Annotated in this window: 11 protein-coding genes; 5 read left to right on the top strand and 6 right to left on the bottom strand. The window is 48.6% G+C overall.

Features of this window, described 5'->3' with window-relative positions:
* The first annotated feature begins 375 nt into the window (after window positions 1-375).
* From IMCC21906_RS06820 to IMCC21906_RS06830, 3 genes are all read left to right on the top strand, one after another.
* Entirely contained in the window at window positions 376-2,820 is a 2,445-nt protein-coding gene (locus IMCC21906_RS06820) for a TonB-dependent receptor (protein WP_047011539.1), read from the top strand.
* Window positions 2,821-3,253: 433 nt separating this feature from the next.
* The gene (locus tag IMCC21906_RS16280) at window positions 3,254-4,960 is read left to right on the top strand and encodes an enoyl-CoA hydratase-related protein (protein WP_052763415.1); all 1,707 of its coding nucleotides are present in this window, start codon (window positions 3,254-3,256) and stop codon (window positions 4,958-4,960) included.
* A gap of 91 nt (window positions 4,961-5,051) precedes the next feature.
* Complete coding sequence (locus tag IMCC21906_RS06830) at window positions 5,052-6,206, top strand: acyl-CoA dehydrogenase family protein (RefSeq protein WP_047011540.1); 1,155 nt, start codon at window positions 5,052-5,054, stop codon at window positions 6,204-6,206.
* Between the two features lie 251 nt (window positions 6,207-6,457).
* On the opposite strand, the gene IMCC21906_RS06835 is transcribed toward IMCC21906_RS06830, so the two are convergent.
* From IMCC21906_RS06835 to IMCC21906_RS06855, 5 genes are read right to left on the bottom strand one after another with little or no spacing between them, the layout of a single operon-like run.
* Window positions 6,458-8,815 carry a 1-acyl-sn-glycerol-3-phosphate acyltransferase gene (locus tag IMCC21906_RS06835; protein ID WP_047011541.1) on the bottom strand — a complete coding sequence of 786 codons (2,358 nt, stop codon included), beginning with the start codon at window positions 8,813-8,815 and terminating at the stop codon, window positions 6,458-6,460.
* 22 nt (window positions 8,816-8,837) lie between these two features.
* Window positions 8,838-9,683 carry an alpha/beta hydrolase gene (locus IMCC21906_RS06840; RefSeq protein WP_047011542.1) on the bottom strand — a complete coding sequence of 282 codons (846 nt, stop codon included), beginning with the start codon at window positions 9,681-9,683 and terminating at the stop codon, window positions 8,838-8,840.
* A gap of 8 nt (window positions 9,684-9,691) precedes the next feature.
* Window positions 9,692-11,170, bottom strand: a complete 1,479-nt coding sequence (locus tag IMCC21906_RS06845; protein ID WP_047013217.1) for a DUF3336 domain-containing protein — start codon at window positions 11,168-11,170, stop codon at window positions 9,692-9,694.
* Between the two features lie 36 nt (window positions 11,171-11,206).
* On the bottom strand, window positions 11,207-12,709 hold the full coding sequence (locus IMCC21906_RS06850; protein WP_052763416.1) for a wax ester/triacylglycerol synthase family O-acyltransferase: 1,503 nt from the start codon (window positions 12,707-12,709) through the stop codon (window positions 11,207-11,209).
* Between the two features lie 60 nt (window positions 12,710-12,769).
* A complete protein-coding gene (locus IMCC21906_RS06855; protein WP_052763417.1) occupies window positions 12,770-14,224 on the bottom strand; it encodes an HAD-IB family hydrolase in 1,455 nt (484 codons plus the stop codon).
* A 403-nt stretch (window positions 14,225-14,627) separates the two neighbouring features.
* Here IMCC21906_RS06855 and IMCC21906_RS06860 point away from each other — a divergent pair, with 403 nt between their 5' ends.
* Entirely contained in the window at window positions 14,628-15,398 is a 771-nt protein-coding gene (locus IMCC21906_RS06860; protein ID WP_047011543.1) for an SDR family NAD(P)-dependent oxidoreductase, read from the top strand.
* A 37-nt stretch (window positions 15,399-15,435) separates the two neighbouring features.
* A complete protein-coding gene (locus tag IMCC21906_RS06865) occupies window positions 15,436-16,230 on the top strand; it encodes an enoyl-CoA hydratase-related protein (protein WP_047011544.1) in 795 nt (264 codons plus the stop codon).
* A gap of 168 nt (window positions 16,231-16,398) precedes the next feature.
* Here IMCC21906_RS06865 and IMCC21906_RS06870 read toward each other — a convergent pair whose 3' ends face one another.
* Complete coding sequence (locus tag IMCC21906_RS06870) at window positions 16,399-17,403, bottom strand: AraC family transcriptional regulator (protein ID WP_047011545.1); 1,005 nt, start codon at window positions 17,401-17,403, stop codon at window positions 16,399-16,401.
* Between the last annotated feature and the right edge of the window lie 7 nt (window positions 17,404-17,410).

A 17,410-nucleotide genomic window follows, 5' to 3' on the forward strand; every position in this document is an offset into this window, starting at 1 on the left:
GTGAACTAAAAAAATGCCAGTAAAAACGAAATAATTAAAATGCGTTTTTTAATTGTATAAATATAAAAAATCTATAAATATCAGATAGATGCATATTTAGTTTTGGTCAGCGGGTAAAACTTTCCACTAAGTAACATGAAAAGTGTGACGCGAGCTGAATAAATGGAACTTTCTTTAATAGTTAACAAGCAAACATATTGCGCGTTTTGTGCATCTGTGGCAGCATTGCGCCTGTATAAAATTAAGTCGGTGTTGGTATCGTAGTATCAAAAAACCAACAACCTCTACTTAGAATGAGAGGAAAATCGACAATATAAAATTTAATTGAAAGTTTAATTAAAAAGTGCAACAACAAGAGTAAGGGTGGAACCAATAATGAAGAAACATGTGCTCGCTTTGGCGATTGCATCCGTTCCCCTGTGGTCGCTAAGTGTGGCGGCTCAGGATGATGGAGGCGAAGTAAAGAAAAAAAGGTCTAATCGATTGCTCGAAGAAGTCACGGTTACGGCCCAGAAGCGTGAGGAGAATTCCCAGGATGTTCCCATTACGATTCAGGCTTTCTCCGCTGAAAAGCTCGATGCTTTCAACGTTGAAAGTACCGCTGACCTGCAAAAAATCACCCCGGGGCTGACCTTCACCAAAACCCTTGGCTATACGCTTATTTACTTGCGCGGTGTGGGCAGTGAGGCATTTCTTCCCAATGCCGATCCCAGTGTCGCCACCTATATCGACGGCATTAATATCCCCGCCCTTCAGGGCAAGCAAGATGCTTTGGGGCCGGTAAAGCGGGTGGAAGTGCTTAAGGGTCCGCAAGGCACCCTGTTTGGTCGCAACGCCACCGCTGGCGCCATCAGTATCATCACTGAAGATCCACCGGTTGATGAAATCGTGGGTAATATCAAATATAACCGGGGCAACTACGATAGCCATGAATACCAGGCTTATTTAGGTGCGCCGGTCCCGGGTGTTGAGGGCTTGGGTTTCACCCTTGCTGCTTTTAAAGACACCCATGAAAACTACGGTACCAATTTCAGTAATGGCGAGCCCCGGCCCTGGCGGGAAACATTTTCCGAAGGCGCCCGGGTCAAGATCAAGTGGGATTTCCTCGATGATTTCACCCTGACCTTCATGGGTTCCTATATCAACCAGTTCAATGCCAACATGGTGCAGGAAAACACCCGGCCCTCACTGATTCTTGGTGCTGGCGCCGAACCCGATGTGGCGGATCGCGATAGCAGCACCAACTTCGAGAGCGGCGTCGGCTCGATTAACACCCTATACGGTCTCACATTCGAGTGGCGTCCGGGTCCGGTGGATATCAAGATGATCTACTCCGACCAGTTGGCCGACGCTGACTGGGGGCAATTTGACTATGATTCCACCGACGAGGATCGCTCCGGCTTCTTTGTCTACGATCAGTATAACGATCAGGAGACCTTCGAGATCCAGGTGCAATCCAATGCCGATACACCGCTCTCCGACAAATTTGAATGGACCGCGGGTTACTATCGTTTGAAATCAATCGGCGGCTTCGGGCGCCTGTTCTTCTTTTTGAACAACGGTTTTGCTGCCGGCTTGGTGCCTACCGGTTTGCTCGATACCATTCTTGATCCCCTATTGGGCTTGAACCTGGGCAACACCCTGGCGGATTTGCCCCGGGTCACACTGGAGTCCGGCGGCTTGCTGAGCACTGAATCCGACTCGGTGTACTTCCAGGGCACCTGGAGCTTCAATGAGGCATGGAATCTCACCTTGGGTGGCCGTTACCAGGAGGAGACCCGCACCATCAGCAACACTCGTCTGTTCTTAGTCGATAACCTGACACCTGGCTTTGATGAGTCTTACTACGAGGGCAATGACTATTCCCGTAATACGCTGATTTCGAATTTTGGTGGTCCACCGCTGGAAGAAACCACGTTCTCACCCAAAGTCTCTCTGCAGTGGTTCCCGGATGAAACCACGCAAATCTACGCCTCTTGGCAGCGCGGCTATAAAAGCCCTACCTACAATATCGTTAACTTCTTCGGCGACCCCTCGGCGGTGGACGGCGAAGAGGCCACGGCGGTTGAATTGGGTATCAAGTCGGAGTGGCTGGACGGCACCCTGCAGCTTAACGGCGCGCTGTTCGCCTCCCGCACCAAGAATATCCTGACGGGTTTGGTGTCCCTCACCTCTGGCGCCATCGTTAACTACGGCAATGCCGGCGGAGCTGAAGCCAAAGGTGTAGAAATGGACATGCAATGGCAGCCCATGCCGATGATGAACCCCGGGCTGGCCATTACTGGTGGCGCCACCTACGTAGAGACTGAGTATACTGACTACACAAACGGCGAAGGTTTTGACGACACCACCGGCCTGTATTTTGGCAACGGTAACCTGGAAGGTATCGCCTTGGATTTATTGGGTTTGGAGCTACCCATTTCCTCAACCGACCTGGTGAATGGCCCCAGGGACTTCACCGGTAATGAGGTACCCCGTTCGCCCAAGTTGACCTCAACGATATCCGCTAACCAATATCTTGATGCTGGCGACTTGGGCGCTTTTGAAATTGGTGTGGATTACTCCTACAAGAGCGAGTACTTCACCACGTCGCAAAATTCGCCCTTCTACGTTCAGGATCAGTACGAGCTGTGGTCTGCTCGGGCAAGCTGGTTTTATGATGACTGGGGTATTCAGTTGACCGCCTTTGTGGATAACGCCAAGGACGAGGAATACTTCAGTTCCCTCCTGCAGCAGGACTTTGGCCGCACGGTTACCCTGGCGCCGCCTCGCTTGTACGGCATGAAGATCAAATGGGACTTTGATGTGTTCTTAAACTAAGGCTGTAAAGGCGTTGTAAGCAGGCGTCTACAGATCCTTTATGAAGCGGCGGCTCAGTGAGAACTGAGCCGCCGTTTTTCGTTTTGGCAGCGGGACAATGCGCTTATCTTTGCAGCTAATCTCATTGTGAGTGCGCTTTTGATGGGGGCTCTTGCTAAATCCGTGTTAAGGGGTTTTTGTAAATTATTATATTTATCATATAGATAGCTTGGTTGTTTGGCTTTCTGCAGCTTGCGTGCTTGGCGATAAAAGGTAGCTAGCGAACTTTACATTTGCAAACTGTTGGTTATACTTACTGTTGTCATAATTCTTGAAAGCAGAGAGTGAAATAGTCAAATATTGTCTCTCTGAGATCAGTTTCCGTTGCCAGAGTTGGGTATCTATTCGCCTCTCGGTACTATCCAAGAAATGAATTAAAGAAGTGAATCAAACCATGAAAAATATCACGATAAAAACCGAAGCCGACGGCTTTATCGTTGCGGTATTAGATATGCCGGGCAGGCCCTTTAATGTCTTTTCAGAAGACATGATGGCGGATTTAGAAACGCTGATTGAGCAAGTGTTGACGGATTGTAATGCTGGAAATGCGCCAAAGGGACTTGTTCTTACTTCGGGTAAATCCAGTTTTGTGGCGGGCGCCGATTTAGGCATGATCCAAGATTTTGGTGCTATGCGTTTTACGGCCAACTGGCAGCAAATGCGTGATCGCTACAGTAACCTGGGCAAGCTGTTTCGTCGCTTAGAGACTTTGCCAGTACCTGTTGTCGCCGCGGTTAATGGTTTGGCGTTGGGCGGTGGCTTTGAGTTGGCAATGGCGTGCCATGGCCGAGTTTGTGTTGATGCGCCCCATGCTCAGCTAGGCTTACCAGAAGTTGTACTTGGCTTGCTGCCGGGTGCCGGCGGTACGCAACGCTTACCGCGTTATATCGGTTTGGCGCCAGGTTTAGAAATGTTATTGGGCGGCGCGTCTTTGTCACCAAGTGCCGCGCTTGAGCGGGGCGTAGTGGACAAACTGGCCTCCCAGGAAGACTTGATTTCCAGTGCAATTTCTCTGGCGGGAGAAATCTCTGCCGGCGCGCGTTGGGATAAAGAAGGGTTTGAACTTGATTCAGACGATTTGGCAAAAATTGGCGACGGTTTTAATGACTGGGCATTAGCGCTTTGTGGCATAGATAAAAACACGGCTGATCTTTATCCGGCTATTCCTGCTATTTTGAAATGTGTCGGCGATGGCTTTGCTAAAGATATTGATGCCGGTAGTGATGTTGAGTGGGATGTATTCGTCGATTTGATGAGCGACCCTGTTGCATCAAATATGGTAACAACCTGCTTTTTAGCCAAAACAGCGGCGACTAAGTTGTCTTTAGCTCAGTTGCCTAAGGTTGAGCCGGTTGCTTCTTATGCCGCCTTAGATGGCGTGGAGCTTAATCCAAAAGTCTTTAGAAAAGTCACTCAGCTTGCCTCCGGCGAAGCTGAGCTTAATGTGGGGCCAGTAGGTGACGAGGCGGCAGATGTTTTCTTAGCTGCGCAAAGCGCTTCAACTCCAGCTTCTGGGGCAACACCGGAATTCAGATTTGTCGGTGATTTTACGAAGAGCGAAGTGCTAGAGCTTTATGTTGGCACTGATCTTGAAAAAGCGGCAAAAGCCATGAGTTTGGCACAGACATCAGGCAAGTCTGTGGTACTTAGCCGCTCCGCCGAAAGCGTCAATAAAGTGTTATTAGCAACATGCGGGGCTATTGCGGCCAATAGTGATGCACAGGCTTTGACCAGAGCCGTTGCCGCAGTAGGTTTAAGCAAGCAAATGGCAGAGGCATTATCGGTAGATTATGCGCCGACCCTAGAAGTGCAAGCCGCTGACAAGCAATTTGGCTTAGATATTTTGGCTGAGCTGAGTTTGGCCGTTGCGACTTTTGCCGCTGCCGCCTTAACCGGTGACGAAGATAAAGACGCAACGTTGTTAGCTGGAATTGATCTTTTGAGTGTCTACGGTACTGGCTTTCCGAAGTGGTCTGGTGGGCCGCTCTCTTGCCTGACTATGTTTCAGCGCGGTGAGTTAAGTTCTTCAAAAATGAATATTGCTGACCTTGAGTGGACTTTCAAAAGTCCGTGGGGATATAAGGCAAGCAAGGCGAGCTAAGCTTCGGCTATAAATGTCAGCCTGTTCTTTAAAAAATTTAGCAGTAGCAAAGCTGTTCTAAAGTTTAGAAACCAATTTAAGGTGATCGATAATGATTGAAAGAAACTTATTTAGCGCAGACCACGAGATGTTCCGCACCATGGTGCGGAAGTTTATTGAGAAAGAAATTGCTCCTTATCACGAGCAGTGGGAAAAAGACGGTATTGTGCCTAAAGAGCTTTGGTTGAAAGCCGGTGAGGCGGGCATTCTTTGCTGTACTATTCCTGAAGAGTACGGCGGCGTTGGTGCAGATTATCTCTATGATGTTATCGTGTTTGAAGAGCTGTTCCGTTCAGGTTTCTCTGGCCCAGGCTTTTTGATTCACACCGATTTGGTTGCCACCTATATCAATTCCTTCGGCACCGAAGAGCAAAAGAAACGCATTCTGCCTAAAATGGTAGCGGGTGAGTGGATTGGCTCTTTGGGTATGACAGAGCCTCACGCTGGTAGTGACTTAAAAGCGATTCGCACGAAAGCTGTTCGTGATGGCGATGATTTTGTCATTAACGGACAAAAGGTGTTTATCTCTAATGGTCAGATGTGCGATATCTTGGTTTGTGCAACTAAAACTGACTCCGAAGCCGGTGCTAATGGCGTAACGCTGTTTATCGTCGAAGGCGACATGGATGGCTTTGTTCGAGGTCAGAACCTCGATAAGCTGGGTATGAAAGCCCAGGATACTTCTGAGCTGTTTTTTGAGAACGTACGCGTACCTGCCACCAATATGCTGGGTGAGGAAGGTAAGGGCTTTAAAATCATGATGCAGAAGCTGGCTCAGGAGCGTTTGGCCCAAACGATTCGTAGCGCGACTGTAACGGAAACCGTTATCGAGTGGACCCTTGAGTACACTGCGCAGCGCGAAGCTTTTGGTCAAACTATAGCTGACTTCCAAAACACGCAGTTTAAGTTGGCTGAGCTGAAAGCTGAAGCGGTTGTTGGCCGTGTCTTTACCGATAAATGTATTGAGCTGTTTATGGAAGGTAAGCTGGATTCAGTGACAGCGGCAATTGCAAAAATGCAGTTGAGTAACCTGCATTGTAAAGCGGTAGATGAGTGTCTGCAGTTATTCGGTGGTTGGGGTTATATGTGGGAATACCCAATCTGTCGTGCCTACGCGGATGCGCGGATTGTGAAGATTGCCGGTGGCTCTATCGAAGTGATGAAAACGATCATTGCCAAAGATATGCTGAAAAAGCTGAGAGGCTAAGCCCTGGAACTCAGCTCAGGGCCGACCTGAGCTGATAAGTGGAAGTAAGAAAAACCTGCTGCAATTTTTGTAGCAGGTTTTTTTTATGCCTGATGGATCGATCGTGTTGGCGCGCCGAACTTGATTAAATGAGTGGCTGTGGCCAGTTTGTAATCGAAGGGAAGGGCTGGAATAAAAGGGAAAGTAAGCCGAACAAAAGTCTTTTGTTTTTATTCGGCTTACTTGGTTTTACATTAGGCGATATCAGATCTTTAAGTATAAGCCATTACAGATTCGAGTTTGTTGCGTTCAGAAATACGCTTGGCTTCACTCAGTGATGCGAGGTATCGGATATTGGCGGTGATTTGTCGAAGCTCGTCAAGCCACTGCTGACGGCGTATCAAAATATCTTCGGAAACCTCCAAGAGATTATTGTTTTCAGCAATCTTTATTGCGTTCTCAAAGTAGTTTGCCGATACCGATTCTTCACAATGAATACGTTGTTGTAGAACCCGTTGCTTGCCAAGGGTTAAGGCTCGATCAATAAGCGCACGTTTATCGGCAATGGCGAGGGTGTTTTCCATTCGCAATGCCCGTGCTAGAAGCAAGTAAGCTTCAATAAATGGTCGCAGGGTTCCGTGTCCGATCACGGGGCGTATTTTGGTGAGTATTGATCTCGCGCTAGCCTGGCCTTTGCGGACTTTATCCTGCCAGTTGGGGTAGCGCTGCTCCATTTCGTTTTCCAGGCTTTTTAGGAATTCTTCAGAACCCTCGAAGAAAAATTCGTACTTTAAAATATCCCGAATTCGCAGTGCTTCGTTTCTGAACTCCTCCAGGGCCGCATCACCTTCGGAGCCAACCGCCATAAGCGCCAGCTCGGCAATGGCGCTGGTGGTGAGGAAATGCAAAATACCATTACGATAGTAAGCGGCCATTCGACCGCTACCGTGGGGGATCATGTAGACGGACTCAATGCCATCGTTGAAAATTTTAATGACCCCGGTATCACCCAGCTGGGTAAGGTTCCGCCGCACCGAGGCTTCATCGATATTTTGGGCTTCGGTGCTGAGCACAAAGTTTAAGTCTTTAGCAAGTTGCCACAAACTACAAATGCCCTCAGATAATTCTTTGTAGTTAATAGCTCGGTGGCCATTTTCCAGCATGACATAGCAAATTAAGCCATTGAGGGTAATCGGTGTTGCCCTATTGACGTCTACGGCAAGGTCAAAGGCCATTTTTTGAATGGCACGACTATCCACCACCGGGTTGGTTTTGTCGATATGTCTGCTGAGCGGAACCCCTTCGCCAAAGCGCACATGAATTTTGCCATGAGGGTGTTTTAAGCCGCTTAAATATTCCATAAACCACGATGCCGATTCCGGGCGCTTTGTGCCCCCAGCTTGTAAAGCATCGTAGTCAGCAATTTCGGGTACCTGGTCGTAGCAGATGGAAATGGGCATCATGACCAAGTCTTGAGCATCATCTCTGGCGTAGGCGCTGGCGACGTAGTTAATGAGGCCGTAGCGAGGTGGCATCAGCTTGCCGGTTCGAGAACGTGTGCCTTCGAGGGCCCACATAACAGGAAAGCGTTTTTCGCCTAAATAATCGATGTAGTTTTTGAATACGGCTTTGTAGACATCATCGTTGCCAAAGCTTCGGCGAATAAAAATGGCGCCAGAATTTCTCAGCAATGTTCCCAAGCCCGGCAGGCTCATATTGATACCGCCAAATACATGGGCGGGGGGGAGGTTATATTGGTGGAACAACCAAATTAATAGGAAGCCATCGATATGAGATTTATGGGTAAACAAAAAAGCGACAGGCTTTTCTTTAAGCAACTGTTGGATGCGTTCAATGTCGCCTTCGGCAAAATCAATATCAGCATCGAAGCCCCGGGTATACATAAACCGGCCCAGCGCTGCGGCCATATCATTGCCGACGGGAGTTGGCGTTGCGGCCATTTCCTTTAAGCACGCTTTAGCGTAGCGGCTTAGTCTATCAACACTGCGGCCCGTCTTGTCACTGATGTCGCGGAGGGCATCTTGCATGGCTGGCCGGTTCAGCACTTCTCGATCAAGCATTCTAGGAATGCGGTATCTGGCGCCACTGATATCGCGCTCTGCTTTCTCTAGGGCGAGCAAGGCCGAACGCTCAATAAAGGACTCTAGGTTTTTGTACTCGTAGCCTCGTTGGCGGTATTTGTCATAGTCGGCATTTAGCTGGCCTAGCGTGGCGCCCCGGCCTTGCACAACGCGATTTTCAAGCTTACCTAATACCCCGGACACCATTTGGTGAAAGCTGTTGGGGTGGGTGGTGTTGCCTGACAGCATGTCCAGTAGGGTGATGTCGCTGCCTTTTTCCTTGGCTTTTGGGATCCAGTTCAGGCGTAGAGGGATGAAAAAACTGTCGGGGTTTTTCTCTACTATCGATTTTAAATCGCCTTTATATAGACGGCGCTTTTTGTTTTTACGGAAACAGCGAAAAACCACATCGTAGCTGCTGTCCCCTGGGGGATTATTTTCAATATATTCCCGAAGCAGTGTTGCTTCCCGTTGGCTGGTGCAGTCGGCAATAAAAACAAAATGGCCGCTGTTGGTTTCTGGCCAAGGGTTCCCTGCAGTCGATGTCATTAGTATTTCCTACAAAACTGGATTAATTATTGGTTTGGCAGTGGTTGTCCAACCAGTTTGTTACTGTGTCATAAATATCACGTTTGCTGTCTTCGTTAAATATTTCATGAAATAGTTCTGGGTAAATGATGATGTCTTTATCTTCGGAGCTAATGCCAGCAAACATGGCTTGGGAGCCTTTTACGCTGGCTAGACCATCCTCTTCGCCGTGTAGCATTAGCATCGGCAAGGTGATCTCTGCGGCGCGTTGTAATGCCCGCTCTCCCGCACCGACAATTTCAATCAACAGCCGGGCACGAATTTTACCTGAGTAAACTAAGGGGTCGTTTAAATACTCTTCTACCACGGCCGGGTTGCGACAAATAAGATTCGCATCCAGTTGGAACACAGGTAGTTTGGGAAAAAATTTGGCGATCAATTTCAGAATAAAAGTTTGCACGGGTCCCACGGCTTCATCGGTTGCGAGTGCGGGGCCGGATAAGATCGCGCCAGCGACTAGCGATGGGTGGTCTATGAGTAAGTTGCTAGTAATGACGCCGCCCATACTATGGCCAATAATATAACTAGGCAGCTCATCGTTTTGGCTTTGAATGCGTTTAATAAAATCGTTGACGGTCTCGGTGAAAATACTGAAGTCATCAATATAGGCACGCAGCCCATCGGATTTACCATGTCCGGGGTGATCTAGCGCATGTGCGCGGTAGCCACGCTCGACCAAAAAATGGGCGATTTCGCTGTATCGGCCGCTGTGTTCACCCAGGCCGTGAATAATGAAAACATCTGCTTTTGCGGGGCCATCTGGAAGCCAGCTTTGTTGAAAAATCTTGTCGCCTTGCGCGTTATGAAATTCTGATGATTCGTGAATCATAGCGTCTCCTATCCCTGCTTTATGGGCGAGCGGTAACCGGGCTTGTGGTTGTTGTGCAAAACCTGATGGTCGAGATCATCAAGAATACCGTCTAGTACCCGACTGATTTGAGTTTGAATCCGAATTCGCTCTATGTGGGGCCATGTTGATCGTTCGCCAGCAATAATCAAATCCATTATCTGATTGGTGTCGCGGTGAGTCAGTAGATTAATAGGGTTGTGCAAGCGTTTTGGGGGCAGGATGTTGATATCCCCCGTATAGGTTTGTGAGAGAACGCGCCCCAGCATATTGGTGAGTTTATTGACTGCAGAGTGACTGGTTGCAGAGTGCCCTAGCAGTTTGTTTCCTGCGAGTAGCCATTCTCTCGCACTGCTTTTAAATGCGCCACCGACAATGCCAAAGCCCCCTGGTGTTGTGTTGCGGGCGATAAAGGGCAGTGCCGCAGGGTTTGTCTGGCTAACAATAAAGTGATTTGCACCATAGAGGCGGGTGATGCGCTTGATGGGCATATCGTCACTGATAGAACCGTCGATCCATTTTCGATCCTTTAAATAGGGTCGAATATTGCCGTACTCGTCTTTGGCTTGCAGTGTGACCGGTGGGAAAAAGCCTGGGAAGGCGCAGGAAGCCATAATGGCTTCACGCATCAAGACATTGGGTGAGGCGATTGAATTGAGCAAGCGAGACGACTGGTGCTTTTCTGCTGGAGCCACCGACACGTTAATCTGGTAACCAGTTAAGGCCTCGGCTTCTTCAAAGGTCATTTCTGGGATAAGGCGGGAATACAAATTTCTCACCGAACTTGTTGAAACAGGTTTGCTGCCCAGTACGCCAAGTCGTCCTAAAATACCTTTACCTTGTTCAACTTCAAAGCGGATGTAATCCGGTTGAAAAATGTTTTCCAGCTCTTTGTGCGAGTGGGTTCCTACTAAGGTTCCGACCAGGGCACCGCCACTTGAACCACAAATAATTTTAGGCAGTAAATCTTGTTCCCATAGGGCCTTTACAACCCCAAGATGAAAATATAGCAGGTTGCCTGAGCCGCTGAGCATTAATGCAGAACGGCCAAAACAATGACTGGCGCGGTGAAAAAAATTGTATTTTTCTTCTAGGCTAATGTTATTAACGCTATCACTGGCTAAATATTTTAGGGATTCTGTGATTTCGGTAGTGTATTCCTCAATCAGTGATTTGGTCCCAAAAGTGGCTTTTTTATAGAGGGCATCTTTACCCATGCCCCCCATATTGCCGTGAATACCCTCATTAAGCGCGAACAATAATCCGCGTTGATCGCCGCTGGCGCGTTTTTCACCAAGGCGAGTCAGTCTACTGCGAATGGATTTGTAATCATAAAGACTGCTGCGATCAAGCTGCTTCCAGTAATCTGCGCCCAATGCCCGGTCTTTGTTAATGGCTGCTGCTTGCCACTGTTCGTAGTTTTCGGCTTGCTCAAGTTCATCTTCGGGGGTATTCAGAAGTTTACTCATGTTTTCAAAATTCATGGAAGAAAAGGGCACGTCAACTTACTCCTTTACACTGCTGTCGACAGCGCGTACAGCACTGGCTTTTTTCGCTGCGGGTTTTTTGGGAGTATTTTTTTTGACCGCGCCTTGTTTTGAACTTGTGCCAGGGATTTTGCCAAGCAAGCTGTCAAACTCTTGCTGTAGACATTCGGTAAAAAAGTCGATGTCGGGCAATATAGTGGCAGTGCTTGTGACGCTTAAGCTCATATAACCATCGTAACTCATGGCAACAATAAATAGGCCCATGCCGTCGCTTAAAGGCACCATGCCATATTGCTGCTGGCATTTAGCGCCGTGCATAAATAACGGAAAGTTGGGGCCGGGAACATTAGATATGGCTAGGTTGCACATTTTGCTGGTCATGCTGGAACCGAGAATTAACCGGGTCATGACGGCCATGCCCGCGGCGGGCATATGCTGGGTGAGGTCGGTGACAATTCTTGCCGTGCGACCAGAGCGGCCAGACTTAGCGTCGTAGGTGGCATAGCAAATTTTTTGCAAACGCTCGATAGGATCATTTATCTGGCTGGCTATTTTAATAGCCATTGCCGAGATGTTGTTGCCCTCAATGTCACTGGCATCTTTGCTTCGGGCGTTGATGGGCACCCACGCAGCTAATGGTGTGTTAGGTAGTTCACCATGCTTGTCGAGATAGTGGTGGAGTGCGCCGCTGCAGATGGCAAGAATAACGTCGTTTAAGGTTGCACCATTGGCGAGGCCGCGTATGGACTTTAAGTCGGCTAAGGGAAAACGAACGCCTGAAAATGTTTTTTGTGCGCCGACACTTTGGTTAAAACGGGTTGAGGGAACCGGGCTTTTTGAGGTTTTGTCGTTACTCAGTTTGGCTTCTCGGCTCTCTGCTGCAGCCTTCGCTTGTAGCAATAATTTGCTCAGTGTTTTAACGGGGGAGAGCGCGATATTTTTTGCTGCATTGCCAAGAAGGGTGCGGCGCCCAGGTGCTTCATATTGCAGTGCTTCGGCTGGGTTTTGAGTCGCCTTTTTAACAGTTTTGCTGCTGTTGTGCAGGGCTTGAAAAAAACGCATGGCGGCGGTGCCATCGATCGCCGCATGATGAATTTTGATGACCAGCGCAAAACATGTACCGGGGCTATCGGGGAGGTCTTTTAGTCCTGTTACAACATGAATTTCCCAGGGTGGTCGGCGCAGATCTAAAGCCGTGGAGTGAATGTCGGCATAGATTTTGGTTAGGCTGTGCCAGTCACCGGGTGAAGGCGCAGTGACACTAAAAATATGATTTTTGAGTTGGAAGTAAGGATCAATAACCCAATAAGGGTAGTCCAGATTACCGGGCAGCTGCTTGATATGATGGGTGAAAATAGTACTTAAATGCAGCTGAGAATCCAGTTGCTGACTGATAACCTCAACGGGGTCAAAGTTGGTGTTACCAGGCTGCTCGTATATGCAAAGCATGGTTGCATTAGAGAGATTGTTTTCTGTCTCCATGTATAGAAACTGTGCATCTTGCGGTTTTAATTGTTTCATCAGCTGAATCTCCCCTTTGCTGGATGCGGTTATCGCCGCGATTGTTGACGCTATAACAACTTACAGTGCCGTGGTTTCCAGCAAATTGCTTTGCCCTTTGTTTATCGTGTCGATAAAACGTTGTCTAACATCTTGAATATGGGTGTCAAGATCGGCGCGTTGCCAATTGGCCGTGCTCACTGGCGGCAGTATTTCTACCCGCACGGTAGCGGGGTGAAACAGCAGGTCACCTTTGGCCTGCACGTCTGCGCTATTGTGAAATACCACGGGTAGAATTTCGACACCGGCATCTAAGGCCAGGTGAAAAGCGCCTTTCTTAAAGGGGCCGGGCAATACCGATGTGCTACGTGTGCCTTCTGGGGCAATCGCCACGCTGCGGCCTTCTTTTTTGATAGCGTCTATTAATGGCTTCATGCTCTCGATGGCACTTTTGCCGTCACTGCGATCAATAGGGATGATACCGACGTAGCTGTAAGCGTTAGAAAGAGGGTTGCGTTTGCCAAAAGCATCTTTGCCAATGGCGGCAAAATGCTCGCCCAAGAGCTTCATGACAATCAAGCCATCGGCCTGACTTTGGTGATTAAAAATCACCACTCGCGGCTTGTAGTCGTGGAGATATTGAGCGCCCTTCAATTCGATTTTAATGCCAGTTATGGCGCAAATGGTGTTGGTGAAACTGGCCACCATAAAGCGCCGACCCTCGGTCTCATCTTTGGCGAGGCGGGCAACAGTTTTGGCTGCGACATAGCTACTAAATAATGAGCTGTATAAACCCAGGCTGCGGAGGACTTCGGACCAGCCTGAGCGTCGACTTGAAAATGTAAATGTTGCCCAGCCCGCTTCCGCTGCGGCGTTTTGCAGGCCGTGGTTGGGGTTGACCGGGACCGGATTGCCGACGCTTTCTAATAACGGCAGGTCATCGTCGCTGTCGCTGTAAAAAAAGGCTTTTTTCAGACTGGCACCGGTTTGTTCTGCGAGTCGCTCCACCGCCAGACGTTTACCATAACCCCAGCAGACGGGCATAGCGACTTCGCCGTTAAAGACGCCTTCTTCGGCGATGTAGGTGGAGCTAAGAATGGTGTCTACGCCCAGCTCTTTGGCAGAGGCGGTGAGAATTTGTCGGGGAGAAGATGAGGCAATAACCACATGATGGCCGCGTTGTTGATGGGCGGCAATTAATTTGCGCATTTCCGGATAAATTCGTCGGAACAGGTGCTTACGGTAAATATCGTCGCAGAGGGACTCAAAGTGTGCTTCTGGCTCGCCTTTTAATAAGCCCGCTCCAAGCTCCATTAAACTGTGGTCATCAATCAAACCTGAGCGGTGGGCGGCTAGTTGTAAGATGATGTTCCACAAGGTTTTTTTGTCGATGTCGCCGCGAGAAAACTGTTCTTTTAACGTGAACAAGGGGGAGTAACCGGAGATGATTGTGCCGTCAAAATCAAAAACGGCGAGTGTTTTTGGCCCTTTGGGGGTTTTTGCAATTGATTGGAGTAAGTCGTCGATATTAGACATTCCGGCGTCCATGGTTGAAGGATTTTCGCAAAAGCGCTTTTAATGCGTGTTTATAACGTCTGGGGCCTATCTTCTCCCGGTATTGCGGGTGGCATAGTGGCATAAGGCCGTCGCTGTATTAATAACATAATCACATGATTTTTAATAACTTTACTGCGGCCCACGCGGTGGCCTTATTAAGGCATGGTCAAAAAGGCCATGATAATTGTTCCGTGCCTGATATTAAGCAAGCAAACCAAAAGGAAGCATATTGTATGTATGGTTAGCCTGCGGCTATAATGTTCGCTTGCTAATTCATATTGGCGCTAACGAATCTTGGGTGATTGTACGCTTCAAGTGGGAAGGATAGGCGCCGGTATGCTTAATCGCTGTCTTGGAATGATATAGCAGAGAGAGGTGTATCTTGAAAGGTTTGACCGGAAAAGTAGCCATCGTAACAGGTGGTGCCAGCGGCATTGGCGAGGCCATTGTCCTTCGCTTGGCAGAAGAGGGCTGCAAAGTAGCGCTTTTTGATATTAACCTTGAAGCCGCCCAAGGCGTTGCTAAAAAGGCTGAAGACGCAGGGTTTGCAGGCTCAGTTTCTCCTTATGTTACTGACATTACTAGCCTGGATGCTGTAGAAGCCTCTGTTGATAAGACAGAATCAGAGCTTGGTCCTATCTGGATGTTGGTAAACAATGCAGGTTGGGATAAGCCAGCGCCTTTCTTGAGCACAGGTCCTGATCTTTGGCAGAAAATTGTAAGCCTGAACTTGATGGGCCCTATTAACCTGCACGCTGCTGTTTGCAAGCGTATGGCAGAGCGCAAAGAAGGCCGTGTTATCAACGTTGCTTCTGATGCTGGTCGTGTTGGTACAAGCAACGAAGCCGTTTACTCAGCATGTAAAGGCGGCACTATCGCATTTACCAAATCTATGGCTCGTGAGCTGGCGCGTAACAACGTGCTGGTTAATGCTGTTTGTCCCGGACCTACCGACACTCCTGCAATGGCAGCGGTAGTGGGTACTGGCCCAGAAGCTGAAAAATGGAAAGAATCTATGGCTCGCGGTATTCCGCTGCGTCGTATGGCCCAAGCTTCTGATTACCCCGGTTTGATTGCTTTCTTGGGTACAGAAGATGCTTCTTACATGACTGGCCAGGCGATTTCTATCTCCGGCGGTCTGACTATGAGCTAAGTGCTCTGACACTTATTGAAACGATAAGGATTTGATTATGTTTGCTTCAACTCCATACGAAGATATCACTTACGAAAATCGCAATGGTGCCGCTTGGATTACCATTGATCGCCCAAAGGTTTACAACGCTTTTCGTGGCCAGACTATTGAAGAGCTTATCCACGCTTTTCTGACAGCAGCCAGCGACAAAGAAGTGGGTGTTGTTGTGTTAACCGGTGCTGGTGAGAAAGCATTTTGTACTGGTGGTGATCAGTCGAACCACGATGGCGATTACGATGGTCGTGGTGTTGTTGGTTTGCCTATTGATGAACTGCAGTCTGCTATTCGTGATATTCCCAAGCCTGTTATTGCAGCAGTCAATGGTTATGCAATCGGCGGTGGCCACGTACTGGCAACGCTGTGCGATATGACGATTGCTGCTGATACCGCTCAAATGGGACAAGTAGGCCCTAAAGTTGGCTCTGTTGATGCAGGCTGGGGTACGGCTTACCTGTCACGCATTGTCGGTGAGAAGAAAGCTCGTGAAATCTGGTATATGTGTAAGCGTTACACTGCCCAGGAAATGTGCGATATGGGTCTGGTCAACAAGGTAGTACCTGCTGCTGAGCTAGAGGCAGAGGTCACTAGCTGGTGCGAGACAATGATGCAGCACAGCCCAACGGCAATGGCACTGGCCAAGCGTTCTTTCAATGCGGATAGCGAGTCTATTCGTGGTGTAAGCATGCTGTCGTTGAATGCGGTGAAAATGTACTACGACACTGATGAGTCTCAAGAAGGTGTTAATGCGTTCAACGAGAAGCGCAAGCCTGACTTCCGCAAATTTGTAAAATAATTTGCCTCCGCCCCGAGAGTCTTCTCGGGGCGAATCTTTCCCACTGTTCTTATCTCCTTTTTATTTCAGTATTCCGCATTGCTACTTTGTTTTTAAATAATCCTGGTTTTTAAAATAATCCCGCGCGCTGTTTCTTTTCTTGCGCTAGCTTGTGGTGATACATTGTTGCTATGTTTGGCTCGAAAAAGCGTTGCGCCAAGCTCTGGGTGAATAGCCGGTCCAGCTTTTAAAACTTCGACTAAACACTGCAATATCCGCAAATCCTAAATGTAGTGCCAAATCTGTAATGGGCATCTTACCGTTGATGAGACTTTCTTCAGCGATGGCTTGGCGGGTTTCTTTGAGCAGGGTTTGGTAGCTGGTTTGTTCGGCCTTTAATTTGATTTGCAGCATTCTGGGGTGCATATCCAGGTTGGCGGCAATCGCCTCAATACGACACTCTCCCGCTGCAAGCAGTTGAGACATAATCGCCCTTACTTGGCTGGGTAAGCCGTTGGGGTGCAAGGCTTGGAGGTCCCTGAGACGTTCGTGGAAGTGATACTGAATAGCGGCTTCATCAATAACCGGTTTTTTTTCTAGCGTGGTGGCTGGGACGAGTAAGCCATCGAAGCTGCTGTTGAAATGGGTCGCATTATAAAAGCTGCAGTTGTGAGTGTGGTCCAGTGTTGGCAGGGGTTGTTGCAGGTGCAATGACAGGGAAAAGCGATCAACCCCCATTAGCCTGGAGGCAATATTGGCTAAATGCGCCACAGACAGTTGCAGCAGCTGGGCAGTGCCAAGAGGGCTTTTAAAATCAAAGCTTAATTGGACGAGGGTATTTTTACCCAAAGTAGATTGGGTAATGTGTACCCCTCGGGCGACTAGATAAATATGACGACTCAGCTCGGCTAGAGCTCGACTGACGGTCGCTTCGTGGGAGACCGTTGTGGGCAGGTCTCCAAGCACACCAGGTGAATTATGGCTGCCCAGTATTAAACCAAATAATGGCGTTGTACATTGGAGGGCCGCTTTTTCCAATAGTAGAGCCATTTTGATATACGAAATATAGGTGTTTGGGCTACGAAACTGAGCGTCACTAAGGCCCGCATCCTGGATCAGTCGAATTGGATTTGCGCCTAATTGGGCTACCAAGGGCTTAAATCCAGTGAGGGCACCGCTTCTGACTAGGTTCATGTGTGGG

Origin of the sequence: Spongiibacter sp. IMCC21906 (assembly GCF_001010805.1) — a bacterium.
Classification (GTDB): Bacteria; Pseudomonadota; Gammaproteobacteria; order Pseudomonadales; family Spongiibacteraceae; genus Spongiibacter.

Coding starts and splice junctions, on each gene's coding strand:
- IMCC21906_RS06820 (WP_047011539.1), top strand. CDS start 376: ATGAAGAAACATGTGCTCGCTTTGGCGATTGCATCCGTTCCCCTGTGG.
- IMCC21906_RS16280 (WP_052763415.1), top strand. CDS start 3,254: ATGAAAAATATCACGATAAAAACCGAAGCCGACGGCTTTATCGTTGCG.
- IMCC21906_RS06830 (WP_047011540.1), top strand. CDS start 5,052: ATGATTGAAAGAAACTTATTTAGCGCAGACCACGAGATGTTCCGCACC.
- IMCC21906_RS06835 (WP_047011541.1), bottom strand. CDS start 8,815: ATGACATCGACTGCAGGGAACCCTTGGCCAGAAACCAACAGCGGCCAT.
- IMCC21906_RS06840 (WP_047011542.1), bottom strand. CDS start 9,683: ATGATTCACGAATCATCAGAATTTCATAACGCGCAAGGCGACAAGATT.
- IMCC21906_RS06845 (WP_047013217.1), bottom strand. CDS start 11,170: ATGAGTAAACTTCTGAATACCCCCGAAGATGAACTTGAGCAAGCCGAA.
- IMCC21906_RS06850 (WP_052763416.1), bottom strand. CDS start 12,709: ATGAAACAATTAAAACCGCAAGATGCACAGTTTCTATACATGGAGACA.
- IMCC21906_RS06855 (WP_052763417.1), bottom strand. CDS start 14,224: ATGTCTAATATCGACGACTTACTCCAATCAATTGCAAAAACCCCCAAA.
- IMCC21906_RS06865 (WP_047011544.1), top strand. CDS start 15,436: ATGTTTGCTTCAACTCCATACGAAGATATCACTTACGAAAATCGCAAT.
- IMCC21906_RS06870 (WP_047011545.1), bottom strand. CDS start 17,403: ATGAACCTAGTCAGAAGCGGTGCCCTCACTGGATTTAAGCCCTTGGTA.